Source organism: Archangium sp., assembly GCF_057119385.1.
Genome location: NZ_DBNGVP010000183.1, coordinates 56098 through 81809 on the forward strand (window position 1 = coordinate 56098; position 25712 = coordinate 81809).

Consider the following 25712-nt stretch of genomic DNA (forward strand, 5'->3'; position numbering starts at 1 on the left):
CCGTGCTTGTGTCGCGCGAAAGTGACATATCCTGAAGGCTCCCCCCTGGCGCGGCAGCCTCCCGGCTCCATTCCCACACCCTCGACCATGCCCCAGCCACGTTCCCTCATCGAACTCCTCGAAGAGCGAAGTGCCACCCGTTCGGAGCAGCGCCTCTACACCTTCCTGGAGGAAGGGGACGCGGAGGGGGTTCCGCTGACGCGAGGGGAGCTGTCCACGCGCGCTCGGCGCATCGGCGCCGTCCTCCAGGAGCTGGCGCCCGCGGGCGAGCGCGCCGTGCTCCTCTATCCCCCGGGCGCCGAGTACCTCACCGGCTTCTTCGGGTGTCTCTTCTCCGGCCTGGTGGCGGTCCCGGCCTACCCGCCGGATCCCTCGCGCCTGGAGCGCACCCTGCCCCGGCTGAGGGCCATCATCCAGGACTCGCGCGCCACGGTGGTGCTCACCACCTCCTTCGTCCTCTCCATGGCGGAGCTCCTCTTCGAGGCCGCCCCGGACCTCAGGGCCCTGCGCTGGGTGGCCACCGATGAGCTCGCCCCGGGGGCGGAGGCGGGCTGGAAGCGGCCGGACGTGACGAGCGACTCGCTCGCCTTCCTCCAGTACACCTCGGGCTCCACCGGCACCCCCAAGGGCGTGATGCTCAGTCACGCCCACCTGCTGCACAACCTGGAGCTGATCCGCGGCGCCTTCCAGACGCGCGAGGACAGCACCGGCGTCATCTGGCTGCCGCCCTACCACGACATGGGGCTCATCGGCGGCATCCTCGTGCCGCTGTCCCAGGGCTTCCACACCGCGTTGATGTCGCCGCTGTCCTTCCTCAAGCGCCCTCGCGCCTGGCTGGAGGCCCTCACCCGCTTCGGCGGCACCATCAGCGGCGGGCCCAACTTCGCCTTCGAGCTGTGCGTCCGCCGCATCGCTCCCGAGGAGCGCGAGGGGCTCGACCTGAGCCGCTGGGAGGTCGCGTTCTGCGGCGCCGAGCCCATCCGCGCCAGCACGCTGGACCGGTTCACCGAGGCCTTCGCCCCCCACGGGTTCCGCCGCGAGGCGTTCTACTCCTGCTACGGCCTGGCCGAGGCCACCCTCATCGTCTCGGGCGGCGCGAAGTCCGAGCCGCCCCGCGTGCGTGAGGTGGAGGCCCTCGCGCTCGAGCGGGGTCTCGCGGTGGAGCCTCGCACGCGGAGCGAGGTCCGCACGCTGGTGGGCTGCGGCGCAGCGCTGGGAGCGCAACGCGTCGCCGTGGTGGATCCCGAGTCCCTCCGGCAGCTCCCGCCCGGTGAGGTCGGGGAGATCTGGGTGAGTGGTCCCAGCGTGGCCCGGGGCTACTGGCAGCAGCCGGAGGAGTCGGTGGCCACGTTCCGCGCGCACACCGCCAGCGGCGAGGGGCCGTTCCTCCGCACCGGAGACCTGGGCTTCCTCGACGGGGGCGAGCTGTACGTGACCGGGCGGCGCAAGGATCTCCTCATCCTGCGCGGCCGCAACCTCTATCCCCAGGACCTGGAGCTCACGGTGGAGCAGAGCCACCCGGCGCTCCGGCCCGGGTGTGGTGCCGCCTTTGGCGTCGAGCTCGACGGCGAGGAGCGGCTCGTGGTGGTGCAGGAGGTGGACCCGCGCAAGCTGGACGGCACCGCGGAGGACCTCCTGGGCGCCATCCGGCAGCGGCTCGCCGAGGGGCACGAGGTGCGGCCCCATGCGCTGGTGCTCATCGAGCCGGGCAGTCTGCCAAAAACATCCAGCGGCAAGGTGCAGCGCCGGGCCTGCCGCACCGCCTTCCTCGCGGGCGAGCTCCGCGTGGTCCAGGCCTGGCACGCCTCGGAGTCCACCCCGCCGGCACCGTCCGCGCCCTCCCCCGCTCCTCGCGCCGCCTCCAGTGAGCTGGAGGCCCTGGTGCTGGCACGGATCGCCGAGCGGCTGGGTGCTCCCGCGGAGTCGTTGGATCCGGACATGCCGCTCACCCGGCTGGGTCTGGACTCGCTCGCCGCGGTGGAGCTGGCGCACGGGCTGGAGAAGGCCCTGGGTGTGCCGCTTCCCATGGAGACGCTGTTGAGCGGCGTGAGCGCCTCGGCGCTGGCCCGCGAGCTCTCCGCCCGGAAGGCGGCGGCCGGTGCGCGTCCGGCGATTCCGCGCGCTCCCCGCACCGCGTCCCCCCCGCTCTCCTTCGCGCAGCAGCGGTTGTGGTTCCTCGACCGGCTCGAGCCGGGCAGTGCCTTCTACAACCTCCCCGTGGTCTCCCGGTTGAGCGGAGCCCTGGATGTGCCCGCGCTGGAGCGGAGCCTCCAGGCACTGGTACAGCGGCACGAGTCCCTCCGCACGGTGTTCCTCGAGAAGGACGGCGAGCCGTACCAGCACATCCTGGACGAGCAGGCACTGCCGCTCGCCTTCGTGGACCTGAGCGGGCTGCCAGAGGGCACGCGCGAGCAGGAGGCACAGCGCCTCTCGCGCGAGGAGGCACAACGCCCCTTCGAGCTGTCCCGAGGGCCCCTGCTCCGGGCCACCCTGCTGCGCCTCGGTGCCGAGCGGCACGTGCTGCTGCTCACGCTGCACCACATCATCGCGGATGGCTGGTCCATGCGCGTCCTGGTGCGCGAGCTGGAGGAGCTCCACCGGGCCTTCTCCGCCGGGCACACGCCCGCGCTCGACGCACTGCCCATCCAGTTCGCGGATTACGCGCTCTGGCAGCGGGAATGGCTGCGGGGCGAGCGGCTCGAGGACCTCATGGGCTGGTGGAAGGCGCACCTCGCCGGGGCTCCCGCCGTCCTGGAGCTGCCCGGTGACCGTGCCCGGCCCCGGGCCCAGTCCTACCAGGGCGCGCAGGTGGTCCGGCGGCTCGCTCCGGCGGCCTGGGAGCGCGTGAAGGCACTCGCACGCCGCGAGGGCACCACCCCCTTCGTCACCCTGCTCGCCGGCTTCCAGCTCCTGCTGCACCGCTACACCGGCCAGGAGGACCTCGTCGTCGGCGTGGACACCGCCCAGCGCGCCCGCCCCGAGACCGCCGGGCTCATCGGCCTGTTCGTCAACCAGCTCCCCGTGCGCGGCAACCTCGCCGGCTCGCCCACCTTCCGCGAGCTGCTCGCCCGGCTCCACCAGGAGACCCTGGACGTCTGGGCCCACCAGGACCTGCCCTTCGACGAGCTGGTGCGTGGCCTCAACCCGGAGCGCAGCCTCGCCCATGCGCCCGTCTTCCAGGTGAAGCTGGTGCTCCAGGATGCCGCGCCCACGTCCCTGGGCCGATCGGGCCTGTCCCTGGAGAGCACCCTGGGCGACACCGGCGCCACCAAGCTCGACCTCACCCTCTCCGCCACCGACACCGCCCACGGCCTCGAGCTGCTCTGCGAGTACGCCACCGACCTCTTCGACGTGAGCACCGTCTCCCGCATGCTGGGACACCTGTGCCTGCTACTCGAGAGCGCCGCCGCGGCCCCCGAGCGCCGCGTCTCCGAGCTGCCCCTGCTCTCCCAGGAGGAGCGGCACCTCGCGCTCGTGGAATGGAGCCGCACCGCACCCGCCACCCGGGAGGAGTGTGCGCACCGCCTCTTCGAGGAGCAGGCGCGGCTCACCCCCGACGCCACCGCCGTCTCCCTGGGAGAGTCGTCCCTCACCTACCGGGAGCTGGAGGCGCGTGCGAACCAGCTCGCCTGGCACCTGCGCTCCCTCGGCGTCGGGCCCGACGTGCTCGTGGGCATCCACCTGGAGCGCACGCCGGAGCTCGTGGTGGCGATGCTCGGCGTGCTCAAGGCCGGTGGCGCCTTCCTGCCGCTCGACACCCGCTACCCGTCCGCCCGTCTGGAGCTGATGCTCCGCGAGGCCCGCGTGCCCGTGCTCGTCAGCCGGGAGGCGCTCGCGGATTCCCTGGGCTCCCAGGGCGAGCTGCTGGTGCTCCTGGACACCGAGCGCGCCTCGCTGGCGCTCCAGCCGGAGACGGCGCTCTCGCCCGCGCCGGCCGTCACGCCCTCGAACCTCGCCTACGTCATCTTCACCTCCGGCTCCACCGGTACGCCCAAGGGCACCCTGCTGGAGCACCGCGGCCTGTGCAACACCGCCCGCGCCACCTACGAGGCCCTCGGCCTGCGCCCGGGCAGCCGATTCCTCCAGATGGCGGCCATCGGCTTCGATGCCTCCGTCAGTGAGATCTTCTCCACGCTGCTCCGCGGCGCGGAGCTGGTGCTCGCCCCGCCCGAGTCGCTGCTGCCCGGCCCTCCGCTGCAGCAGGTGCTCGCGGAGAAGGCCATCACCGTCATCACCGCCACGCCCACCTCGCTCGCTCCGCTGGAGCCCGAGACCCTGCCCGCCCTGGCCGTGGTGGCCTCCGTTGGCGAGGCGTGCACGCCGGAGCTGGCCCGGCGCTGGAAGAACGGCCGCCGCTTCCTCAACTTCTACGGCCCCACCGAAGCGACCGTCTGCGCGACCATGGAGCTGGACGTGGATCCCCGCCAGCCGTCCATCGGCCGCGCCATTCCGGGCGCCCAGACGTACGTGCTGGACTCTCGGATGGAGCCCGTCCCCGTGGGCATCCCCGGCGAGCTGTACGTGGGCGGCGTGGGCGTGGCTCGTGGCTACCTGAACCGTCCCGCGCTCACCGCCGAGCGCTTCGTGCCCAACCCCTTCGCCACCCTCGCGGGCGAGCGGCTGTACCGCACGGGGGACCTGGTGCGCCTGCTGCCGGATGGACGCCTGGAGTTCCTCGGGCGGCGCGATGCGCAGGTGAAGGTGCGTGGCGTGCGGGTGGAGCTCGGCGAGGTGGAGGCCGCGCTGGGCCTGTACCCCGGCGTGCGCCAGGTGGTCGTCGTCCCACGCGAGGGCGCCGGTGAGTCGAGGCTGGTGGCGTACGTCGTGGCCGGTGAGGAGCTGGAGGCGGCGGCCCTGCGGCGCTTCCTCAAGGAGCAGCTCCCCGAGGTGATGGTGCCCTCCTCCTTCGTGCGGCTGGAGGCGCTCCCCATCACCCCGGGCGGCAAGGTGGATCGCCAGGCGCTGCCCTCGCCCGAGGCGGTGAGCCCAGCGCCGGACGCGCCCTTCGCCGAGCCTCGCTCCGAGCTGGAGCGGCGCATCGCCGCGGTCTGGGCCCGCGTGCTCGAGGTGCCTCGGGTGGGGCTGCACGACCACTTCTTCGAGGACCTGGGCGGCAGCTCGCTGCTGGTGGTGAAGGCGAGCACGCAGTTGCGCGACGAGCTGGGCCAGACCCTCCCGGTCACCCACCTCTTCGAGCACCCCACCGTGAGCAAGCTGGCCGCTCGGCTGGAGCGGGAGCTCCCGGCCCGCGCCCCCGAGCCCGCGCCGCGCCCCGCCTCTTCCGGGGATGACGGCTCCCACGACATCGCGCTCATCGGCATGGCCGGACGCTTCCCCGGTGCGAACGATGTCCACGCCTTCTGGGAGAACCTGCGCCAGGGCGTGGAGTCCATCTCGCGCTTCGCTCCCGAGGAGCTGGAGCCCTCGCCGCTGTTCCCCGACTCGCTGCGCGATCATCCGGACTTCGTCCCCGCGGGCGGAGTGCTCGAGGGCGCGGACGGGTTCGATGCCCGCTTCTTCGAGCTGTCTCCGCGAGAGGCGCAGTGGATGGATCCGCAGCAGCGGCTCTTCCTCCAGTGCGCGTGGCATGCGCTGGAAGACGCCGGCTACGACCCGGAGCGCTTCCAGGGGCCCATCTCGCTCCATGCCGGAGCGGGAACCTCGAGCGTGCACCTGCTCTCCCTGCTCGGCCAGACGCGCAAGGACCCGGCCTCGTTGTTCGAGGCGCTCGGCACCACCAGTGGCGAGAACGTGGCCACCAAGACGGCCTACAAGCTCGGGCTCTCGGGGGAGTGCCTCAACGTCTATACCGCCTGCTCCACCGGCCTGGTCGCCGTCCACCTGGCCTGCCAGAGCCTGCGCACCCGCCAGTCGGACCTGGCGCTCGCTGGCGCGGTGAAGGTCTCGCTGCCGCAGCGCACCGGCTACCTCTTCCAGGAGGGGATGATCCTCTCTCCCGATGGCCACTGCCGCGCGTTCGACGCGAGCGCCCGTGGCACCGTGCTCGGCAACGGCCTGGGTGTGGTGGTGCTCAAGCGGCTCTCGGACGCCCTCCGTGATGGGGACCACGTCTACGCCGTCATCAAGGGCTCGGCCCTCAACAACGACGCGTCCGCCAAGGTCAGCTACACCGCGCCCAGCGTCCAGGGACAGAGCGAGGTCATCGCCCGCACCCTGGCCTCGGCGGGCGTGGATGCCTCCAGCATCGGCTACCTGGAGGCCCACGGCACCGGCACCTCGCTGGGAGATCCGATCGAGATCGCCGCGCTCACCCGCGCCTTCCGCGCCCAGACGGACCGCACGGGCTACTGCGCCATCGGCTCGGTGAAGACCAACATCGGGCACCTGGACACCGCCGCGGGCATCGCCGGCCTCATCAAGGCCGCCCTCGCGCTGCACCATGGCGAGCTGCCCCCGAGCCTCCACTTCGAGCGGCCCAACCCGGAGATCGACTTCGAGCACAGCCCCTTCTTCGTGAACACCGCCCCGCGCACCTGGGAGCGCGGAGAGGGCCCGAGGAGGGCCGGTGTCAGCTCGTTCGGCATCGGCGGCACCAACGCCCACGTGGTGCTGGAGGAAGCCCCCCGCCACGGCGGCGGCGGACAGGGCAGCCACCGCACCCGGCAGCTCATCACGCTGTCCGCCCGGAGCGCCTCCGCGCTGGAGGCCATGACGCACGCGCTGGCCGGCTTCGTCGCGACCCACCCGGAGGTGGAGCTGGCGGACCTGGCCTTCACGCGCAACGTGGGCCGCAAGGCCTTCGAGTTCCGCCGTGCGCTGGTCGCGGAGGACGCCGCGGGCCTGCTGCGTGCGCTGCGCCATCCGGGCACTCCGTCCGAGGTGCGTGACCTGGAGGCCGCTCGCTCCCGCCGGGTGGCCTTCCTCTTCCCTGGCCAGGGCGCGCAGTCCGTCCGGATGGCCCAGGAGCTGTACGCGACCGAGCCTCTCTTCCGGCGTGAGCTGGACGCCTGCCTGGCGCTGCTGCCCAGAGCGGGCCTGTCCGAGGACCTGCGCCCGGTGCTCATCCCCGAGCCCGGCACCGAGGCCCGGGCGGAGGCGCGTCTCGCCGAGCCCCGCTTCGCGCTGCCCGCGATCCTGTCGGTGGAGTACGCGCTCGCGCGGCTGTGGATGGGCTTCGGCTTCAAGCCCTCCGCGCTGCTCGGCCACAGCTTCGGTGAGTACACGGCGGCGTGTCTGTCCGGGGTGCTCTCCCTGGAGGACGCGCTCCGGCTGGCCGTCGTTCGCGGCGAGCTCATGTCCCGGCTCCCGCCCGGCGGCATGCTCGGGGTGGGGCTCTCCGCCTCGGAGGTGGCGCCGCTGCTCTCCAGTGAGCTGGAGCTCGCCGCCCTCAACGGCCCGGATCGCTGCACCGTGTCCGGCCCCACCGAGGCACTGGAGTCCCTGGAGCGCCAGCTGTCCGCGCGCCGCGTGGGCGTGATGCGGCTCGCCGCGGCGCACGCGTTCCACTCGCGCGCGGTGGAGCCCGTCATGGCCGAGCTGGAGCGGGCCGTGGCCGGACTCACGTTGAACGCGCCCGCCATTCCCTTCGTGTCCAGCCTCACCGGCACGTGGATCCGCCCCGAGGAGGCCACCTCCCCGCGCTACTGGGCCCGGCAGATGCGCGAGCCCGTGCGCTTCGCCTCCGGACTGGACGCACTGGTGGACGCCGGCTGCGGCTGGTTCATCGAGGCCGGCCCGGATCAGGCCCTCACCGCGCTCGTCAAACCGCGCCTGCGGAACGTGCGTGAGGCGCTGGTGGTGCCCTCGCTCCGCCGGAGTGGCACCTCCACGTCCGATGCCCAGACCCTGCTCGAGTCCCTCGGAGCGCTCTGGCGCGCGGGCGCGGCCGTGGACTGGAAGGGCTTCCACGCCCACGAGCACCGCCGCCGCATCCCGCTGCCCGGTTATCCCTTCGAGGAGAAGCGGATCACCCTGGAGGAGCGGCCCGTCCTTCCCCTGCCGCTCCCGGCCGCCGCGCCCGTTCCCGCGCCCGCTGCCGTGGCCACCGTGCCGGCGCCCGTGACTCCCGTGACGCCCGAAGCGCGTGCGCCCCAGGGTGACATCCAGCAGCGCCTGACGGAGCTGTGGCGCGAGCGGCTGGGCGTGGAGGACATCGGTCCGGACGACAGCTTCCTCGACCTCGGTGGCAACTCGCTGATGGCGGCGCAGCTCCTCACGCGGCTGCGCGAGACGTTCCGGGTGCAGATCCCCCTGAGCGATCTCTTCGAGGCGCCCACCATCGCGGGCCTGGCCGCGCGCATCGAGGCCCGGCTCCAGGTGGAGCTGCCGTCCGGCGAGGCCCCCGCGGCGGCGATGCTCCCCGTCCCGCGTACCGGGGAGAGCCCCCTGTCCTACGTGCAGGAGCGCGTCTGGGAGATGGAGCTGCGCGAGCCGGGTAGCTCCATCTTCAACGAGCCGCTCGCGATCCGGATCTCCGGCGCGCTGCGGCCCGACCTCCTGGAGCGCGGCCTCAACGAGGTCATCCGCCGGCACGAGTCGCTGCGCACCGTCTTCACCCAGGTGGACGGCCGGGCCGTGCCTCGCATCCTCTCCGAGGTGCGCATCTCCCTGCCCGTGGTGGATCTGCGCGGCTTCGCCGGGGACCGCGAGGCCGAGGCGATGCGGCTGGCCCGTCTCGCGCCCGCCGAGCCCTTCCCGCTCGACCGGGGTCCGCTGGTCCGCGTGCAGCTGCTCCGGATGGCCGAGGCCGAGTCCATCCTGCTCGTCACCATCCACCACATCGTGGCGGACACGCTGTCCCTGGTGAACTTCATCCGGGAGGCGGTGGCCTTCTACACCGGCTTCGTCCACGGGCGGCCCGTGCCCCTGCCCGAGCTGCCCATCCAGTACATCGACTTCACCGTCTGGCAGCGCCGCGCCCTCTCCGACGGCACGCTCTCGGCGCAACAGGCGTACTGGCGCAAGCAGCTCGCGCGGCGACCGGGTCCCCTGCCCCTCCCGCTGGATCGTCCCCGCGCCGAGGGTGCGCGCCGCCGCGGTGCCCGGCACTCGTTCGCATTCCCCCAGGCGCTCGGCACCGCGCTCCAGGCCTTCAGCCAGCGCGAGGGCCTCACGCCGTACATGACGCTGCTCGCCGGCTTCAAGGCGCTCCTGGCCCGCTGCTCGGGTCAGGAGGACATCCTCGTGGGCACCTCCATCGGCAACCGGACCCGCCCCGAGCTGGAGCCGCAGATCGGCTACGTGGCGCACGCCCTGGCCCTGAGCACCTCCCTGGAGGGAGACCCGAGCTTCCGCTCGCTGGCGCTCCGCGTCCGCGACACCACGCTCACCGCCTTCGCCCACCCGGACGTGCCCTACGAGCAGCTCCTGGGCGAGCTCGAGCCCGGTGAGGAGACTCGGCTGTCGCGCCTGTTCGACGCCATCTTCCTGCTGCACACGCAGGACGTGTCCGCGCCCATCCTGGAGTTCCCGGGTCTGCGGTTGAGCTACTTCGACGTCACCGGACTGCCCGCGCAGTACGGCACGTCACTCGCGGACCTCACGCTGCTGATGCGCGAGGACGCGAGCGGCTTCTCCGGCACGCTGGAGTACGCCGTCGATCTGTTCGACGCCGCCACCATCGTCCGGCTGCTCGCGCAGTTGGAGGCGTTGCTCACGGATGCGGTGGCCTCGCCCAACAAGCCCCTGTCCCAGCTGTCCCTGGAGGCAGCGCCGGAGCGGACGGGAGCCCCGCTGGCCGGAGCCTCCGAGACCCTCTCTCTCCCCGCCCTGCTGTCCACCCAGGCCGAGCGCACGCCGGATGCGGTGGCGCTCCGCCGTGGAGAGCAGCGCCTGACGTGGCGGGCCCTGCGTGCCCATGCGTACGCGCTCGCGTCCGGACTGCGTGCCCGCGGCGTGGGCCCGGGTGTCCCCGTGGCCGTGTACCTGGAGCCTTCTCCCGAGCGCGCGGTGGCCCTGTGGGGCGTGCTGGCCTCCGGTGGTGCCCATGCGCTCGTCTCGCGGGAGCACGCCGAAGAGCTGTCCTCGCTCGGGCTGGACGGCACCCCGCCCCTGCTCATCACCAGCGCTTCGCTGCCGCTGCCTCCGGGCGTGGACGAGGGCCGGGTCATCCGTCTCTCGCTCTCCGGTGAGCCGCCGGCCGGATCCACCCCGCCGTCCGTGGCCGCTGACAGCCTGGCCTGCCTCGTGCGGGAGACGGAGGACGGTGGACGTCCGCGCCTGATGTGGAGCCACCGCAACCTGCTCCACCGCTTCGCCGCGCTGGATGCACGCGTGGACACGCGCCCGGGTGAGACGTGGCTGAGCGCCTCGGACGCCTCCGTGGATCCGGCGGGCGTGGAGCTGCTCTGGGCACTCGCTCGCGGGCTCCAGGTGGTGTTCCCGGTGCAGCCCACGGCGCGGCTCGTGGCGCTCCGCCCGGAGCGGACCACGGCCCGGCCGCTGGACTTCAGCCTCTTCTACTTCGCCAACGACGCGGAGGCCTCGGGCCGGAAGAAGTACCAGCTGCTCATCGACGGAGCGAAGTTCGCCGACACGCACGGCTTCAGCGCGGTGTGGACGCCCGAGCGGCACTTCCATGCCTTCGGCGGCCCCTACCCCAGCCCCACCGCCACGAGCGCGGCGCTGGCCATGGTCACCGAGCGCGTCTCCCTGCGCGCGGGCAGCGTGGTGCTCCCGCTGCATGATCCCATCCGCGTGGCCGAGGAGTGGTCCGTCATCGACAACCTCTCCGATGGCCGTGCGGGCGTGTCCTTCGCGACGGGCTGGAACGCGAACGACTTCGTCTTCGCGCCCCAGAACTTCCATCAGCGCCCCGAGGCCATCCGGCGCGGGGTGGAGGAGGTGCGCACCCTGTGGCGCGGCGGCTCCGTGCGCCGCGAGAACGGCGCCGGGAACGAGGTGGAGATCTCCATCCGACCCCGGCCGGTGCAGGAGGAGCTGCCCATCTGGATCACCGCCGCCTTCAACCCGGAGACCTTCCGGCTGGCGGGCGAGCTGGGCACGGGCCTGCTCACCAACGTGCTGGGGCTGGGACAGGACTTCGAGGAGCTGGCGAAGAAGATCGCCCTCTACCGCGAGGCGCGGCGCAAGGCGGGGCACGGCCGGGGCCACGTGGTGCTGATGCTCCACACCTTCGTGGCGGGCAGCCAGGAGGACGTGAAGCGCCAGGCGCGCGAGCCGCTCACCCGCTACTTCCGCAGCTCGGTGGAGCTGTTCAACGGGCTGGTGGCGAATCAGGGCCTGGGCTTCGACGTGCGCGACCTCACGCCCCAGGACATGGAGGTCCTGCTGCAGCAGGGCGTCTCCCGGTACCTGGAGGCGGGCGGCATGTTCGGAACGCCCGAGACGCTCGCGGCCCGCGTGGAGCAGCTGCGCCAGGCGGACGTGGACGAGGTGGCGTGCCTCATCGACTTCGGCCTGGGCCATGAGGCCGCCATGGAGGGCCTGCGGCACCTGGACGTGCTGCGCCGCCGGAGCCAGGAGGGACAGGCCCCCGCGCCCACCGCTCCGGTGCTCGTGGAGGCGGATGGCCTCCAGGTGTTGACGGAGACGCTGCGCGCCAGCCCTCCGGCCCACCTGCGCTGCACCGCCGCGCTCGCGCGGTCGCTCGCGAGGATGCCGGATGCGGCCCAGGTGCTCGGCCCGGTGCGCACGCTGGTGCTCGATGAAGCCGATGGGCTCCCGGCGGACGTGGCCGATTCGCTGAAGCGGGTGGCCTCCGCGCGCGTGGTGGCCCCCGTGTCCCTGTTGCCCGATACGAGGGACACAGCGCCCCGGACCTCGCGGTTCGTGCTGGACGCCACGGGACGCCGCGCCCCGGTGGGCGTGGTGGGCGAGCTGTTCCTCGGGGGAGACGCGGCGCCCCTGGGCTTCTGGAAGTCGCCCGAGCTGACCCGGACCCGGCTCCGTGCCTCGCCCGATGGCACGGAGGCCCGCCTGTATGGCACCGGCACGCCCGCCCGCTACCGCGCGGACGGCGAGGTGGAGGTTCTCACGCCCACGGCCCGGCGCCGTCCGGCCCCGGTGGAGCCCACCCAGAACACCTCCGTCCCGGTCCGCCCCCAGGAGCCCACGGTCCGGGAAGGCGCCATCACCCGCGTACCCCGGAGCGAGCTGCTGCCCCTGTCGTACGCGCAGCAGCGGCTGTGGTTTCTGGACCAGTACCAGCCGGGCAGCGCGCTCTACAACATGCCGGCCGCGATGCGGCTGAAGGGCACGCTCGACGTGGCGGCCCTGGGGCGGGCCTTCGCCGATGTGATGCGCCGCCATGAGGCCCTGCACACGACCTTCCGGGCCCATGAAGGCGAGCCGGTGCAGGTCATCTCGCCCGACATGCCCTGGGCGCTGGAGGTGGAGGCCCTGGGGCATCTGCCGGAGCCGGAGCGGGAAGCGGAGGCGATTCGCCTGGCGCGCGAGGAGGCCGCCCGGCCCTTCGACCTGGGCCACGGACCGCTGCTGCGCGCGAGGCTGCTGCGGCTGACGGCGGAGGAGCACCTGCTGCTGGTGACGATGCACCACATCGTCTCGGACTCCTGGTCCGTCGGCGTGCTGATCCGCGAGGTCGTCACGCTCTACGCGGCGTTCGCTTCGGGAAGGCCCTCGCCGCTGCCCGAGCTGCCCATCCAGTACGCGGACTACGCGGTGTGGCAGCGCGAGTGGATGCGGGGACAGGTCCTCACGCGGCAGTTGGAGTACTGGAGGAAGCAGCTCGAGGGAGTCCCTCCCGCGCTGGAGCTGTCCACGGACTGGCCGCGCACCGCGAACACGAGCAATCCCGGCGCCTCGCTGCGGGTGGAGCTGCCGCTGGAGCTGACACAGGGCCTGAGGGCGCTGTGCCGCCGTGAGAAGGGCACGCTGTTCATGGGCCTGCTGGCGGGCCTGCAGGTGCTGCTGGCGCGCTACACGGCCCAGGAGGACATCTGCGTGGGCGCGCCCATCGCCGGGCGCAACCAGCCCCAGACGGAGGCGCTCATCGGCTTCTTCGTCAACACGCTGGTGCTGCGGGGCCAGCTGCACGGGGACCCGACCTTCCTCGAGCTGTTGAGGCAGGCGAGGGAGGTGACGCTCGGGGCGTACGCGAACCAGGACGTGCCCTTCGAGAAGCTCGTGGAGGTGTTGCAGCCTCCGCGGCTGCCGGAGCACACGCCCTTCTTCCAGGTGGCGCTGGTGCTGCTCAACACGCCCTCGGCGGAGCTGACGGGGCCCGGGCTCACCTTCCGGCCGCTGGAGGTGGACTCGGGCACCGCCAAGTTCGACTTCACGCTGGTCATCACCGAGACGCCGCGGGGCCTGAGCACCACGCTGGAGTACCGGAGCGACCTGTTCGAGGCCTCCACGGCGGCGCGGATGATGGAGCACCTGCGCCTGCTGCTGGAGGACGCGGTGGCCCACCCCGAGCGGCGCATCTCCCAGCTCTCGCTCCTGTCCGAGGCGGAGCGGCGCCAGCTGATGGTGGAGTGGAACACCACCACGCCGGAGCCCGTCCGCCCCTTCTGCATGCAGGAGCTGTTCGAGGCCCAGGTCCCGCGCACCCCGGACGCGGTGGCGGTCATCTTCGAGGACAGCCAGCTCACCTACGCCCAGTTGGAGCAGCGCGCCAACCAGCTCGCCCATGTCCTGCACGAGCGGGGCGTTCGCCCGGGTGTCTGGGTGGCCATCTGCCTGGAACGCTCGCTCGAGATGATCGTGGCGGTGCTCGCCGTCCTCAAGGCGGGCGCCTCCTACGTGCCGATGGATCCCGCCTACCCCGCGGAGCGGCTGACCTTCATGTTCGAGGACACCGGCGCGACCGTGCTCCTCACCCAGGAGCACCTGCGCGCCACGCTGCCCCCCTTCTCGGGCCACGTGCTGGAGCTCGACGCCTCCTGGCGGGCCTTCGCCCAGGTGTCTTCCGAGCCCCTGGACTCCGGCGTCACTCCGGGGCACCCCGCCTACATCATCTACACCTCGGGGAGCACGGGCACGCCCAAGGGCATCGTCATGCCGCACCGGGCGTTGAGCAACATGCTGGTGTGGCAGCTGCGCCAGTCCAACCTCCCAGGCACCACCACCCTCCAGTTCTCCTCGCTCAGCTTCGACGTCTCCATCCAGGAGTTCTTCACCACCTGGGCCACCGGCGGCACGCTCGTCGTCCCCACCGCCGCGGTTCGCCGGGACATGCCCGCGCTGCTCGCGTTGCTGGTGCGCCATGGCGTGCAGCGGCTCTTCGTGCCCTTCGTCGTGCTGCAGGCCCTCGCCGACGCCGTGGCCCACGGTGCGCCCCTCCCCACGAGCCTGCGCGAGCTGGTGACGGCCGGTGAGCAGCTCCAGGTGACGCCCGCCCTCATCTCCCTCTTCGAGCGGCTGCCCGGGTGCGCGCTGGAGAACCAGTACGGCCCCTCGGAAGCCCACGTGGTGACGGCCCACCGGCTGCGCGGCCCTCCCACCTCGTGGCCGCGTCTGCCGCCGGTGGGCTCGCCCCTGCCCAACACGCCGCTCTACGTGCTGGATGCGCACGGCCAGCTCTGTCCCATCGGCGTGCGCGGAGACGTGTTCGTGGGCGGCCCGCAGCTGGCGCTCGGCTACCACGATCGCCCCCACGTCACCGCCGACCGGTTCGTCCCCAACCCGTTCTCCAGCGAGCCCGGAGCGCGCCTCTACCGCACCGGCGATCACGTCCGCTGGAGGGCCGACGGCACCCTGGAGTACCTGGGCCGGCTGGATGGCCAGGTGAAGGTGCGGGGCTTCCGCATCGAGATGGGTGAAGTGGAAGCCGCCCTGCGCGAGGCCCCGGGCGTCCGCGACGCCACGGCCCAGGTGCGCGAGGACGCTCCGGGTGACAAGCGGCTGGTGGGCTACGTGGTGCTCCACGCGGGCATCGCCTGGGAGCCCGAGGCCCTGCGCCAGGCCCTGGCCAACCGGCTGCCCGAGTACATGGTGCCCTCGGCTCTGGTGCGGCTGGACGCCCTGCCGCTCAACCCCAGTGGCAAGCTGAACCGCGCCCAGCTCCCCGCTCCCGACGCGGACAGCCTGCGCGGTGCCGCGCCCTTCGTCGCGCCTCGCACTCCGGTGGAGCAGACGCTCGCGGACACCTTCGCCAGCGTCCTGGGCCTGCCGCGCCTGAGCGTCACCGACAACTTCTTCAGCATGGGTGGCCACTCGCTGCTGGCCACGCAGATCGTCTCCCGTCTGCGCTCGTCCCTGGGCGTGGAGTTGCCGCTGCGCGCGCTGTTCGAGGCCCCCACCGTGGAGGCCCTCGCCCGCCGCGTCGAGGCCCAGACCCAGACTGGCGGGAACGAGGCGCGCGCGGCGGTGGTGGTGCCACGCACGGGGCTGAGCGAAGGGGAGCTGTCCTTCGCGCAGCAGCGGCTGTGGTTCCTGGACCAGTACCAGCCGGGCACCGCGCTCTACAACATGCCGGCCGCCCTGCGGCTGGAGGGCGTGCTCGACGTGGGCGCCCTGGAGCGCGCATTCAGTGAGCTGGTCCGCCGCCACGAGGTGCTCCGCACCACCTTCCAGGTTCGCGAGGGCAAGCCGGTCCAGGTCATCGCCCCCGCCTCGCACCGGACGCTGGACGTGACGGACCTGGGGCACCTGCCACGACCGGAGCGGGAACCCGAGGCCATGCGCCTGGCGCAAGAGGACGCGCGCCAGCCGTTCGACCTCGCGCGGGGCCCCCTGCTGCGCACGAGGCTGATGCGCCTGGCGGAGCGGGAGCACCTGTTGACCCTCGTGCTGCACCACACCATCTCGGATGGCTGGTCCATCGCCGTGCTGATCCGCGACATGGTGGCGCTGTACGAGGCCTCCGTCACCGGAAGGCCCGCGCCCCTGCCCGAGCTGTCCATCCAGTACGTGGATTACGCCCTGTGGCAGCGCGAGTGGCTCCAGGGTGAGGTGCTGGAGCAGCAGCTCGGCTACTGGAGGAAGCAGCTCGAGGGGGCGCCGCCCTCGCTGGAGCTGCCCACCGACAGGCCTCGCACCACGGACACGAGCAATCCCGGCGCCTCGCTGAAGGTGGAGCTGCCGCCGGAGCTGATCCAGAAGCTCGGCGCGCTGTGCCAGCACGAGGGAGCCACGCTGTTCATGGGCCTGCTCGCGGGCCTGCAGACGGTGCTGTCCCGCTACTCGGGACAGGACGACATCTGCGTGGGCGCGCCCATCGCCGGGCGCACGCAGACCCAGACGGAGGAGCTCGTCGGCTTCTTCGTCAACACGCTGGTGATGCGCACCCGCCTCGAGGGGAACCCCACGTTCCGCGAGCTGCTCGGCCGGGTGAAGGACGTGACGCTCGGGGCGTACGCGCACCAGGACGTCCCCTTCGAGAAGCTCGTCGAGGTGTTGCAGCCTCCGCGGCAACCGGAGCACACGCCCTTCTTCCAGGTGGCGCTGGTGCTGCTCAACACGCCCTCGGCGGAGCTGAGCGTGCCCGGGCTCGACCTCCGGCTGCTGGATCTGGACACGCGCACCGCCAAGTTCGACTTCACGCTGACGCTGCGCCAGTCGGAGCAGGGCGTGGAGGGTGCACTGGAGTACCGGAGCGACCTGTTCGAGGCCTCCACGGCGGCGCGGATGATGGAGCACCTGCGCCTGCTGCTGGAGGACGCGGTCGCCCATCCCGAGCGGCGCCTGTCCGAGCTGTCGCTCATGTCCGAGGCCGAGCGGCGTCAGGTCCTGGTGGAGTGGAACACCCCCATGGCGGCACCTTCACGCCCCGCCTGCGTGCACGAGTTGTTCGAGGCCCAGGCCGCGCGCACGCCGGACGCCGTGGCGGTGGTGTTCGAGAGCAGTCAGCTCACCTACGCGCAGTTGGAGCGCCGCGCCAACCAGCTCGCCCATGCCATGCACGCGAGAGGCGTACGCCCTGGAGACAGGGTGGCGCTGTGCGTGGAGCGCTCGCTGGAGATGGTGGTGGCCGTGCTCGCCGTCCTCAAGGCCGGCGCCGCCTATGTGCCGCTCGACCCAGGCTACCCCTCCGAGCGTCTGGCCTTCATGCTCGAGGACGCGGGTGTCTCCCTGGTGCTCACACAGTCCTCGCTGGCCTCCTCGCTCTCCACGGGCGCACAGGCCGGATGGATGTGCGTGGACACGGAAGCCGAGGCGCTCTCCCGCCAACCGGCGCATGCTCCGGCCCACCCGCTGTCGCCCGAGTCCTCCTGCTACGTCATCTACACCTCGGGCAGCACCGGCAAGCCCAAGGGCGTGGCCCTGCCGCACCGCGCGTTGAGCAACCTGCTGGAGTGGCAGCTGCGCCAGTCCGTCCACCCGGCGGCCACCACCCTCCAGTTCGCCTCGCTGAGCTTCGACGTCTCCTTCCAGGAGCTCTTCTCCACCTGGTGTGCCGGCGGCACGCTCGTCGTCCCCACCGCCCCGGTTCGCCAGGACATGCCCGCGCTGCTCGCGTACCTGGTGCGCCATGGCGTGCAGCGGCTCTTCCTGCCCTTCGTCGCGCTGCAAGCCCTCGCCGACGCCGTGGCCCATGGCGCGCCCCTGCCCGCCAGTCTGCGCGAGGTGGTGACGGCCGGTGAGCAACTCCAGGTGACGCCCGCCCTCGTGGCCCTCTTCGAGCGGCTGCCCGGGTGCGTGCTGGAGAACCAGTACGGTCCCTCGGAAACCCACGTGGTGAGCGCCCACCGGTTGCTCGGCCCTCCCGCCTCGTGGCCTCGCCTGCCGCCCATCGGCTCGCCGCTGCCTCACACCCCGCTCTACGTGCTGGATGCACAGGGACAGCCCTGTCCCGTGGGGGTGCGCGGGGAGCTCTTCATCGGCGGCGTGCAACTGGCGCTCGGCTACCACGCCCGTCCCCAGCTCACGGCCGACAAATTCGTCCCCAATCCGTTCTCCAGCGAGCCGGGAGCCCGCCTCTACCGCACGGGAGACCGTGCGCGCTGGAGGGCCGACGGCACCGTGGAGTACCTGGGCCGTCTGGATGGCCAGGTGAAGGTGCGTGGCTTCCGCATCGAGCAGGGCGAGGTGGAAGCCGCCCTGCGTGAGGTGGCTGGCGTCCGTGACGCGGCGGCCCTGGTGCGCGAGGACACTCCGGGTGACAAGCGGCTGGTGGGCTACGTGGTGCTCCACGCGGGCACCGCCTGGGAGCCCGAGGCCCTGCGCCAGACCCTGGCCCGCAAGCTGCCCGAGTACATGGTGCCCTCGGCCCTGGTGCGACTGGAGGCCCTGCCTCTGACGCCCAGTGGCAAGCTGGCCCGCCGCCTGCTGCCCGCCCCCGACGCGGACAGCCTGCGCGGTGCAGCGCCCTTCGTCGCGCCTCGGACCGCGGTGGAGCAGACGCTCGCGGACACCTTCGCCAGTGTCCTGGGCCTGCCGCGCCTGAGCGTCACCGACAACTTCTTCAGCCTCGGCGGCCACTCGCTGCTGGCCACGCAGATCGTCTCCCGTCTGCGCTCGGCGCTCGGCGTGGAGTTGCCGCTGCGCGCGCTGTTCGAGGCTCCCACCGTGGAGGCACTCGCCCGTCGCGTCGAGGCCCAGGCCTCGGCCAATACCCGCCGGGTGTCCGCCCCGATGATCGTCCCGCGCGCGGTCGAGGCGGAGCTGTCGTTCGCCCAGCAGCGGCTGTGGTTCCTGGACCAGTACCAGCCGGGGAGCGCGGTCTACAACATGCCGGCCGCGCTGCGGCTGGAGGGCGAGCTCAACGCCGCCGCGCTGGAGCGTGCCTTCACCGAGCTGATCCGCCGGCACCAGTCGCTCCGCACCACCTTCCGGGTCCGCGAGGACAGGCCCTTCCAGGTCATCGCGCCCGCCGCGGCCTGGGCCCTGGAGGTGACGGACCTGGGGCACCTGCCGCCCGCGGAGCGCGAGGCGGAGGCCCTGCGCCGGGCGCACGAGGACGCGCGCCAGCCGTTCGACCTCGCCCGGGGTCCCCTGCTGCGCACGAAGCTGCTGCGGCTCACGGCTGGGGAGCACCTTCTGCTGGTGACGATGCACCACATCGTCTCGGACGGCTGGTCCCTCGCCGTGCTGATCCGCGAGGTCGTCACCCTCTACGCGGCGTTCTCCGCGGGAAGGTCCTCACCGCTGCCCGAGCTGCCCATCCAGTACGTGGATTACGCGGCGTGGCAGCGCGACTGGCTCCAGGGTGAGGTGCTGGAGCAGCAGCTCGGCTACTGGAAGAAGCAGCTCGAGGGGGCGCCGCCCTCGCTGGAGCTGCCCACCGACAGGCCGCGCACCGCGGACGCGCGCAACCCCGGCGCCTCGCTGAAGGTGGAGCTGCCCCCGAGCTTGATGCACGGCCTGAAGGCGCTGTGCCAGCGCGAGGGCGCCACGCTGTTCATGGGCCTGCTCGCGGGCCTGCAGACGGTGCTGTCCCGCTACTCGGGACAGGACGACATCTGCGTGGGCGCGCCCATCGCCGGACGCACCCAGGCCCAGACGGAGGAGCTCATCGGCTTCTTCGTCAACACGCTGGTGCTGCGGACCCGCCTGGAGGGGAATCCCTCCTTCCGCGAGCTGCTCGGCCGGGTGAAGGACGTGACGCTCGGGGCGTACGCGCACCAGGACGTGCCCTTCGAGAAGCTCGTCGAGGTGTTGCAGCCTCCGCGGCAGCAGCTCGGACGCACGCCGTTCTTCCAGGTGGCACTGGGTCTGCTCAACACGCCCACGGCGGAGCTGAGCGTGCCCGGCATGCGCGTCCACCCGCTGCCGCTGGACAGTGGCACCGCCCGGTTCGACCTCTCGCTCTCCTTCACCGAATCGCCCCAGGGGCTGAGCGGCGAGCTCGAGTACCGGAGTGATCTGTTCGAGGCCTCCACGGCGGCGCGGATGATGGAGCACCTGCGCCTGCTGCTGGAGGACGCGGTGGCGCATCCCGAGCGGCGGCTGTCCGAGCTGTCGCTCATGTCCGAGGCGGAGCGGCGCCAGGTGCTGGTGGAGTGGAACGCCACCGACGCGGACTTCCCCCGTGAAGCCCGAGTGCACGAGCTGTTCGAGGCCCAGGCCGCGCGCACGCCAGATGCGGTGGCGGTGGTGTTCGAGGACCAGCAGCTCACCTACGCGGAGCTGGAGCGCCGGGCGCGCCAGCTCTCGCACCACTTGCGAGCCCTCGGCGTGAAGCCGGGAGACCGGGTGGCGCTGTGCATGGAGCGCTCGCTGGAGCTGATGGTGGGCCTGCTGGGCATCCTGGAAGCGGGAGCGGCCTACGTCCCGTTGGACCCCTCCGCGCCGCGCGAGCGCCTGGCCTTCATGCTGGAAGACACGGCCGCGCCCGTGCTCCTCACCCGGGAGCACCTGCGCGCCACCGTGCCGTCCTTCGCGGGCCACCTCGTGGTCCTCGACACGGGCTGGGAGACCATCTCCCAGGCGCCTCCGCTGCCGGCCTCCAGCGTCACCGCCGGGTACCCCGCCTACGTCCTCTACACCTCGGGGAGCACGGGCCAGCCCAAGGGAGCGCTCATCTCCCACGGGGCGCTGGCCAACCACATGGCGTGGCTGCTCTCCACGTTCGGGCTGGGCGCCGGAGAGCGGGTGCTCCAGAAGACACCGCTGAGCTTCGACGCCTCCGTCTGGGAGTGCTGGGCGCCGCTGCTGGTGGGCGCGCCGCTGGTACTCGCCCCGCCCGAGGCCCACCGTGACCCGGCGGCCCTGGTGGAGTGCGTGGTGCGCCAGCGCATCCACGTCCTCCAGGTGGTGCCCTCGCTGCTGCGCTTCATGCTGGACGAGCCCGCGCTGACCCAGGCCAGGGACCTGCGCTGGCTCTTCTGCGGCGGTGAAGCGCTGCCCTCGGAGCTGGCCGAGCGCCTGCGCGCGGTGCTGCCCGAGGTCCGTCTGGTGAACCTCTACGGTCCCACCGAGACCACCATCGACGCCACGTGGGCGGCCATCTCGGGCGAGGAGCCCGGCGGCACGCTGCCCATCGGCAAGCCGGTGGCCAACACCCGGGTGTACGTGCTGGACGCCGCGCTGAGGCCGGTGCCCATCGGAGTGCCGGGAGATCTGTACATCGGAGGCGTGCAACTGGCGCTCGGCTACCTGGGCCGGCCCGCGCTCACCGCCGAGCGCTTCGTGCCGAACCCGTTCAGCACCGAGCCGGGTGCGCGCCTGTATCGCACCGGAGACAAGGTCCGCTGGTCGAGGGACGGCCAGTTGCAGTTCCTCGGACGCATCGACTTCCAGGTGAAGGTGCGCGGCCTGCGCATCGAGCCCGGAGAGGTGGAGAGCGTGCTCGCCCGTCACCCGGCGGTGCGCGAGGCGGTGGTGGTGGCGCGCGAGGACCTCGCGGGCGGCGCGGGGCTGGTGGCATACGTCACCGCGCGCCCGGGAGAGTCCGTGGAGACGGCGGCCCTGCGCACGTTCCTCCGCGACAGCCTGCCCGAGTACATGGTGCCCGCGGCGTTCGTCGTCCTGGACACCCTGCCCCTCACGCGCAACGGCAAGGTGGATCGCCGGGCACTGCCGGCCCCCGAGGCACCTCGCGCGGACGAGTCCCTCATCGCCCCGCGCACGGACACGGAGAGCAAGCTCGCGGGCCTCTGGCGTGAGCTGCTCGGCCTGGAGCAGGTGGGCGTGCGGGACGACTTCTTCGCGCTGGGAGGCCACTCGCTGCTGGCCACGCGGCTGCTGTCGCGCATCCGAGGCGCCTTCCAGGTGGAGCTGCCCCTGCAGGCGCTCTTCGAGGCCCGGACGCTGGAGGACCAGGCCCGGCGAGTGGACGAGGCCGCGGGTGTGGGCCAGAAACTCCAGGCCCCGCCCCTGCGCCCGGTGACCCGGCAGGAGCACATGCCGCTGTCGTTCGCGCAGCAGCGGCTGTGGTTCCTGGAGCAGCTCGAGCCCGGGCTCGCCACGTTCAACATCCCCATCTTCCTGCGGTTCGAGGGCAACCTGGACATGCGGGCGATGGAGCACGCCTTCCAGGAGCTGGTGCGCCGGCACGAGTCGCTCCGGACGGTCATCGAGGAGGGGCCACAGGGTCCCGCGCAGAGGGTCATCCCCGCGGTGGAGATGACGCTGGCCCGGGTGGACCTGCGGGAGCTGCCGCCCGGGACGCGCGAGCAGGAGACGCGGCGGCTGAAGGAAGTGGAGGCACAGCGGCCCTTCGACTTGTCCAAGGGTCCGCTGATGCGCGCCACGCTGCTGTGGCTCGAGGACGAGGTGCACCTGCTGCTGCTGACGATGCACCACATCGTCTCGGATGGCTGGTCGCTGGGAGTGCTGGTGCGCGAGGTGGTGGAGCAGTACACGGCGCACCAGGAGAAGCGGACCGCGAGACTCCCGGACCTGCCGGTGCAGTACGCGGACTACGCGGCGTGGCAGAGGCAGTGGCTCCAGGGCGAGGCGCTGGAGGCCCAGCTGAGCTACTGGCGGAAGCAGCTGGAGGGGGCACCGGCGGTGCTGGAGCTCCCGGCGGACCGGCCGAGGCCCGCGGTGCGCACGTACCGGGGCGGCACGCTGCTGTCGACGCTGGACGCGGAGCTGACGCGGAAGCTGGAGGCGCTGGCGCTGCGCGAGCGGTCCACGCTCTTCATGGTGTTGATGGCGGGCTTCCAGTCGATGCTGCACCGCTACAGCGGGCAGACGGACGTGGTGGTGGGCACGGACGTGGCCAACCGCAACCACGTGGAGACGGAGCCGCTGATCGGCTTCTTCATCAACCAGCTGGTGTTGAGGCTGAAGATGGAGGGCAACCCCACGTTCCGCGAGCTGCTGGCGCAGGCGAAGCGGGTGTCGATGGAGGCGAACTCGCACCAGGACGTGCCCTTCGAGGAAGTGGTGCGCGCGCTCAATCCGGAGCGCAGCACGGTGCACGCGCCGCTCTTCCAGGTGAAGCTGGTGCTGCAGAACATGCCGCTGTCGGCGCCCGAGCTGCCGGGGTTGAAGCTGAGCCACGAGGATCAGGTGCCGGTGGCGTCCAAGCTGGACCTGACGGTGCTGGTGAATCCGACGGCGGAGGGGCTGGTGTGCTCGTGGATGTACAGCACGGACCTCTTCGAGGCCTCCACGGTGGAGCGCATGGCGAGGCACTTCCAGCGGCTGCTGGAGGGCGTGGTCGCCCATGAGGGACGGCAGCAGCTGTCCGAGCTGCCCCTGCTGACGGAGGACGAGCGGCGGCGGGTGTTGGTGGAGTGGAACGACACCGCGGCGCCGTACGAGCGGCGGTGCATCCACGAGCTCATCTCCGAGCAGGCGGCGAGGACGCCCGAGGCGGTGGCGGTGGTGGCCGCGGACGGACAGCTGACCTACGCGGAGCTGGAGCGGCGGGCGAACCAGCTGGCGCACTGGCTGAAGGCGCTGGGAGTGGCGCCGGAGACGCGGGTGGGCCTGTTCGTGGAGCGGAAGGCGCACGCGCTGGTGGGCCTGCTGGGCATCCTGAAGGCGGGCGGGGCGTACGTGCCGGTGGATCCGTCCTCGGCGCGCTTCCCGGAGCGGGTGCTGCACGTGCTCAAGGACGCGCGGGTGCAGGTGATCGTCACGGAGGAGCCGCTGGCGGAGGAGCTGCCCTCGCAGGGTGGTTTCGTGGTGAGCCTGGACGCGGAGGACGGGCTGCTGGAGTCGCAGCCGGAGGAGGCGCCGGAGAGCGGTGCATCACCGGGCAACGCGGCGTACGTCATCTACACGTCGGGGAGCACGGGGAGGCCGAAGGGGGTGTGCATCGAGCACGGGCAGCTGGCCTGCTACGTGGCGGGAGTCAGCAACCGGCTGGAGTTGCCGAGGGGAATGAGCTTCGCGTCGGTGTCGACGCTGGCGGCGGACCTGGGGCACACGGCGCTCTTCCCCACGCTATGCGCGGGAGGCACGGTGCACCTGGTGGAGAAGGAGACGGCCTCGGATGCGGGGCGGATGGCGGAGTACGGACGGAAGCACGGGGTGGAGGGACTGAAGGTGGTCCCGACGCACCTGGAGGCGCTGCTGGCGGGAGAGGACGCGCAGGCGCTGCTGCCGAGCCGGAGGCTGGTGCTGGGCGGAGACAAGTCGGAGTGGGCACTGGTGGAGAAGGTGCACGCGCTCGCGCCGGAGTGCGAGGTGTACAACCACTACGGCCCGACGGAGACGACGGTGGGGGTGCTCGCGCAGAGGGTGGAGCGAGGGGCGCGGGTGCCGGGGGCGCAGTCGGTGCCCCTGGGCCGGCCGTTGGGGAACGTGCGGGTGTACGTGCTGGACGGGTACGAGCAGCCGGTGGCGCCGGGAGTCCCGGGAGAGCTGTACATCGGCGGCGAGAGCGTGGGCCGGGGCTACCTGGGCCGGCCGGACCTGACGGCGGAGCGCTTCGTACCGGACCGCTTCAGTGGGGTACCGGGGGCGAGGCTGTACCGGACGGGAGACCGGGTGCGGTGGGTGGAAGGAGGCCGCATCGAGTTCCTGGGCCGGGTGGATCACCAGTTGAAGATCCGTGGCTACCGGGTGGAGCTGGGCGAGGTGGAAGCGGCGCTGGGGCAGCATCCCGGCGTGAGCGAGTGCGTGGTGGTGGCGCGCGAGGAGGCGGGAGGCCACAAGCAGCTGGTGGCGTACGCGGTGGGGAGACCGGGGAGCACGCTGGAGGAGCGAGGGCTGCGGCAGTACCTGGAGGAGCGGCTGCCGGACTACATGGTGCCCGCGGCCTTCGTGGTGCTGGAGGCGCTGCCGCTGACGTCGAACGGAAAGGTGGATCGGAAGGCGCTGCCGGCGCCGTCGAAGAGCAAGGCGCAGGAGAAGTACGTGGCGCCGCGCACCGGAACGGAGCAGCGGCTGGCGGAGCTGTGGAGGGAGCTGCTCGGAGTGCCACGAGTGGGCGTGCACGACGACTTCTTCGAGCTGGGCGGCCACTCGCTGCTGGCGACGCAGGTGGTGGCGCGAGTGGGAACACTGTTCGGGGCCCAGCTGGCGGTCATCGATCTGTTCGAGGCGCCCACGCTGGAGAAGCTGGCGGCGCGCATCGAGGCGGGGAGCACATCGGACTCGCCGCTGGTGACGCTGAGGAAGGGGGGGAGCGGGAGACCCTTCTTCTGCGTGCACCCGGTGGGAGGCAGCGTGCTGGGGTACCTGGAGCTGGCGAGGAGGCTGGACGCGGAGCAACCCTTCTACGGGCTGCAGGTGCCCGCGAGCGGGTCGGGAGAGACGGTGGAAAAGATGGCCGCGCGCTACCTGGAAGCGGTGCGCGAGGTGCAGCCCGAGGGCCCGTACCTGTTGGGAGGCTGGTCCATGGGTGGTCGCGTGGCGTACGAGATGGCGAGACAACTGGAAGCGCGAGGCGAGCGAGTGGCGCTGCTGGCCGTCATCGACGCGAGGGGCAGTGAAGAAGCAACCGGGCCGGAGACGGACACGGAGACACAGGTGGAGCAGACGGTGTTCGAGTTCGCCGATCACCTGTCTCGGCTGTTGGGGCTGCACCCGAGGGCGGCGGAAGTGCTCGAGCAGGTGGACGCGGAGGAGCTGAAGTCGGTGTTGGAGGGGAGAGCCCATCCGGGGGTGGAGGAGGCGGCGGCCGAGGAGGTGCGAGCGTTGTGGAGGATGTACGCGCGCAACCGGAGCGCCTCGCGCACGTACGAACCGAAGCCATACGGAGGCTCACTGGTGCTGCTGAGGGCGGCCGAGGGGCCCGAGGGCCAGGAGAAGGACCTGGGCTGGGGTGCACTGGCGCGGGGAGGCGTGGAGGTGCACGAGGTACCGGGCGATCACTTCAGCCTCATCGCGATGCCGCACGTGGAGCACCTGGCCGCGAGGCTGAGAGATCTGCTGAAGCGGGCCGTCACCGGAGGAACCCTCCAGCAAGCAAGCTGATCCCTTCAGGAGAAGTGAGCACATATCCCCTCTCCCCTCGGGAGAGGGGAAATAGTCACGGGTCAATC

General features: G+C 72.1%; 1 protein-coding gene. It reads left to right on the plus strand.

From position 1 onward, the window contains the following. Positions 1 to 87 precede the first annotated feature (87 nt). Positions 88 to 25644, plus strand: a complete 25557-nt coding sequence (locus AC16DP_RS42950) for a non-ribosomal peptide synthase/polyketide synthase (protein ID WP_329730414.1) — start codon at positions 88 to 90, stop codon at positions 25642 to 25644. The last annotated feature ends 68 nt before the right edge of the window (positions 25645 to 25712 follow it).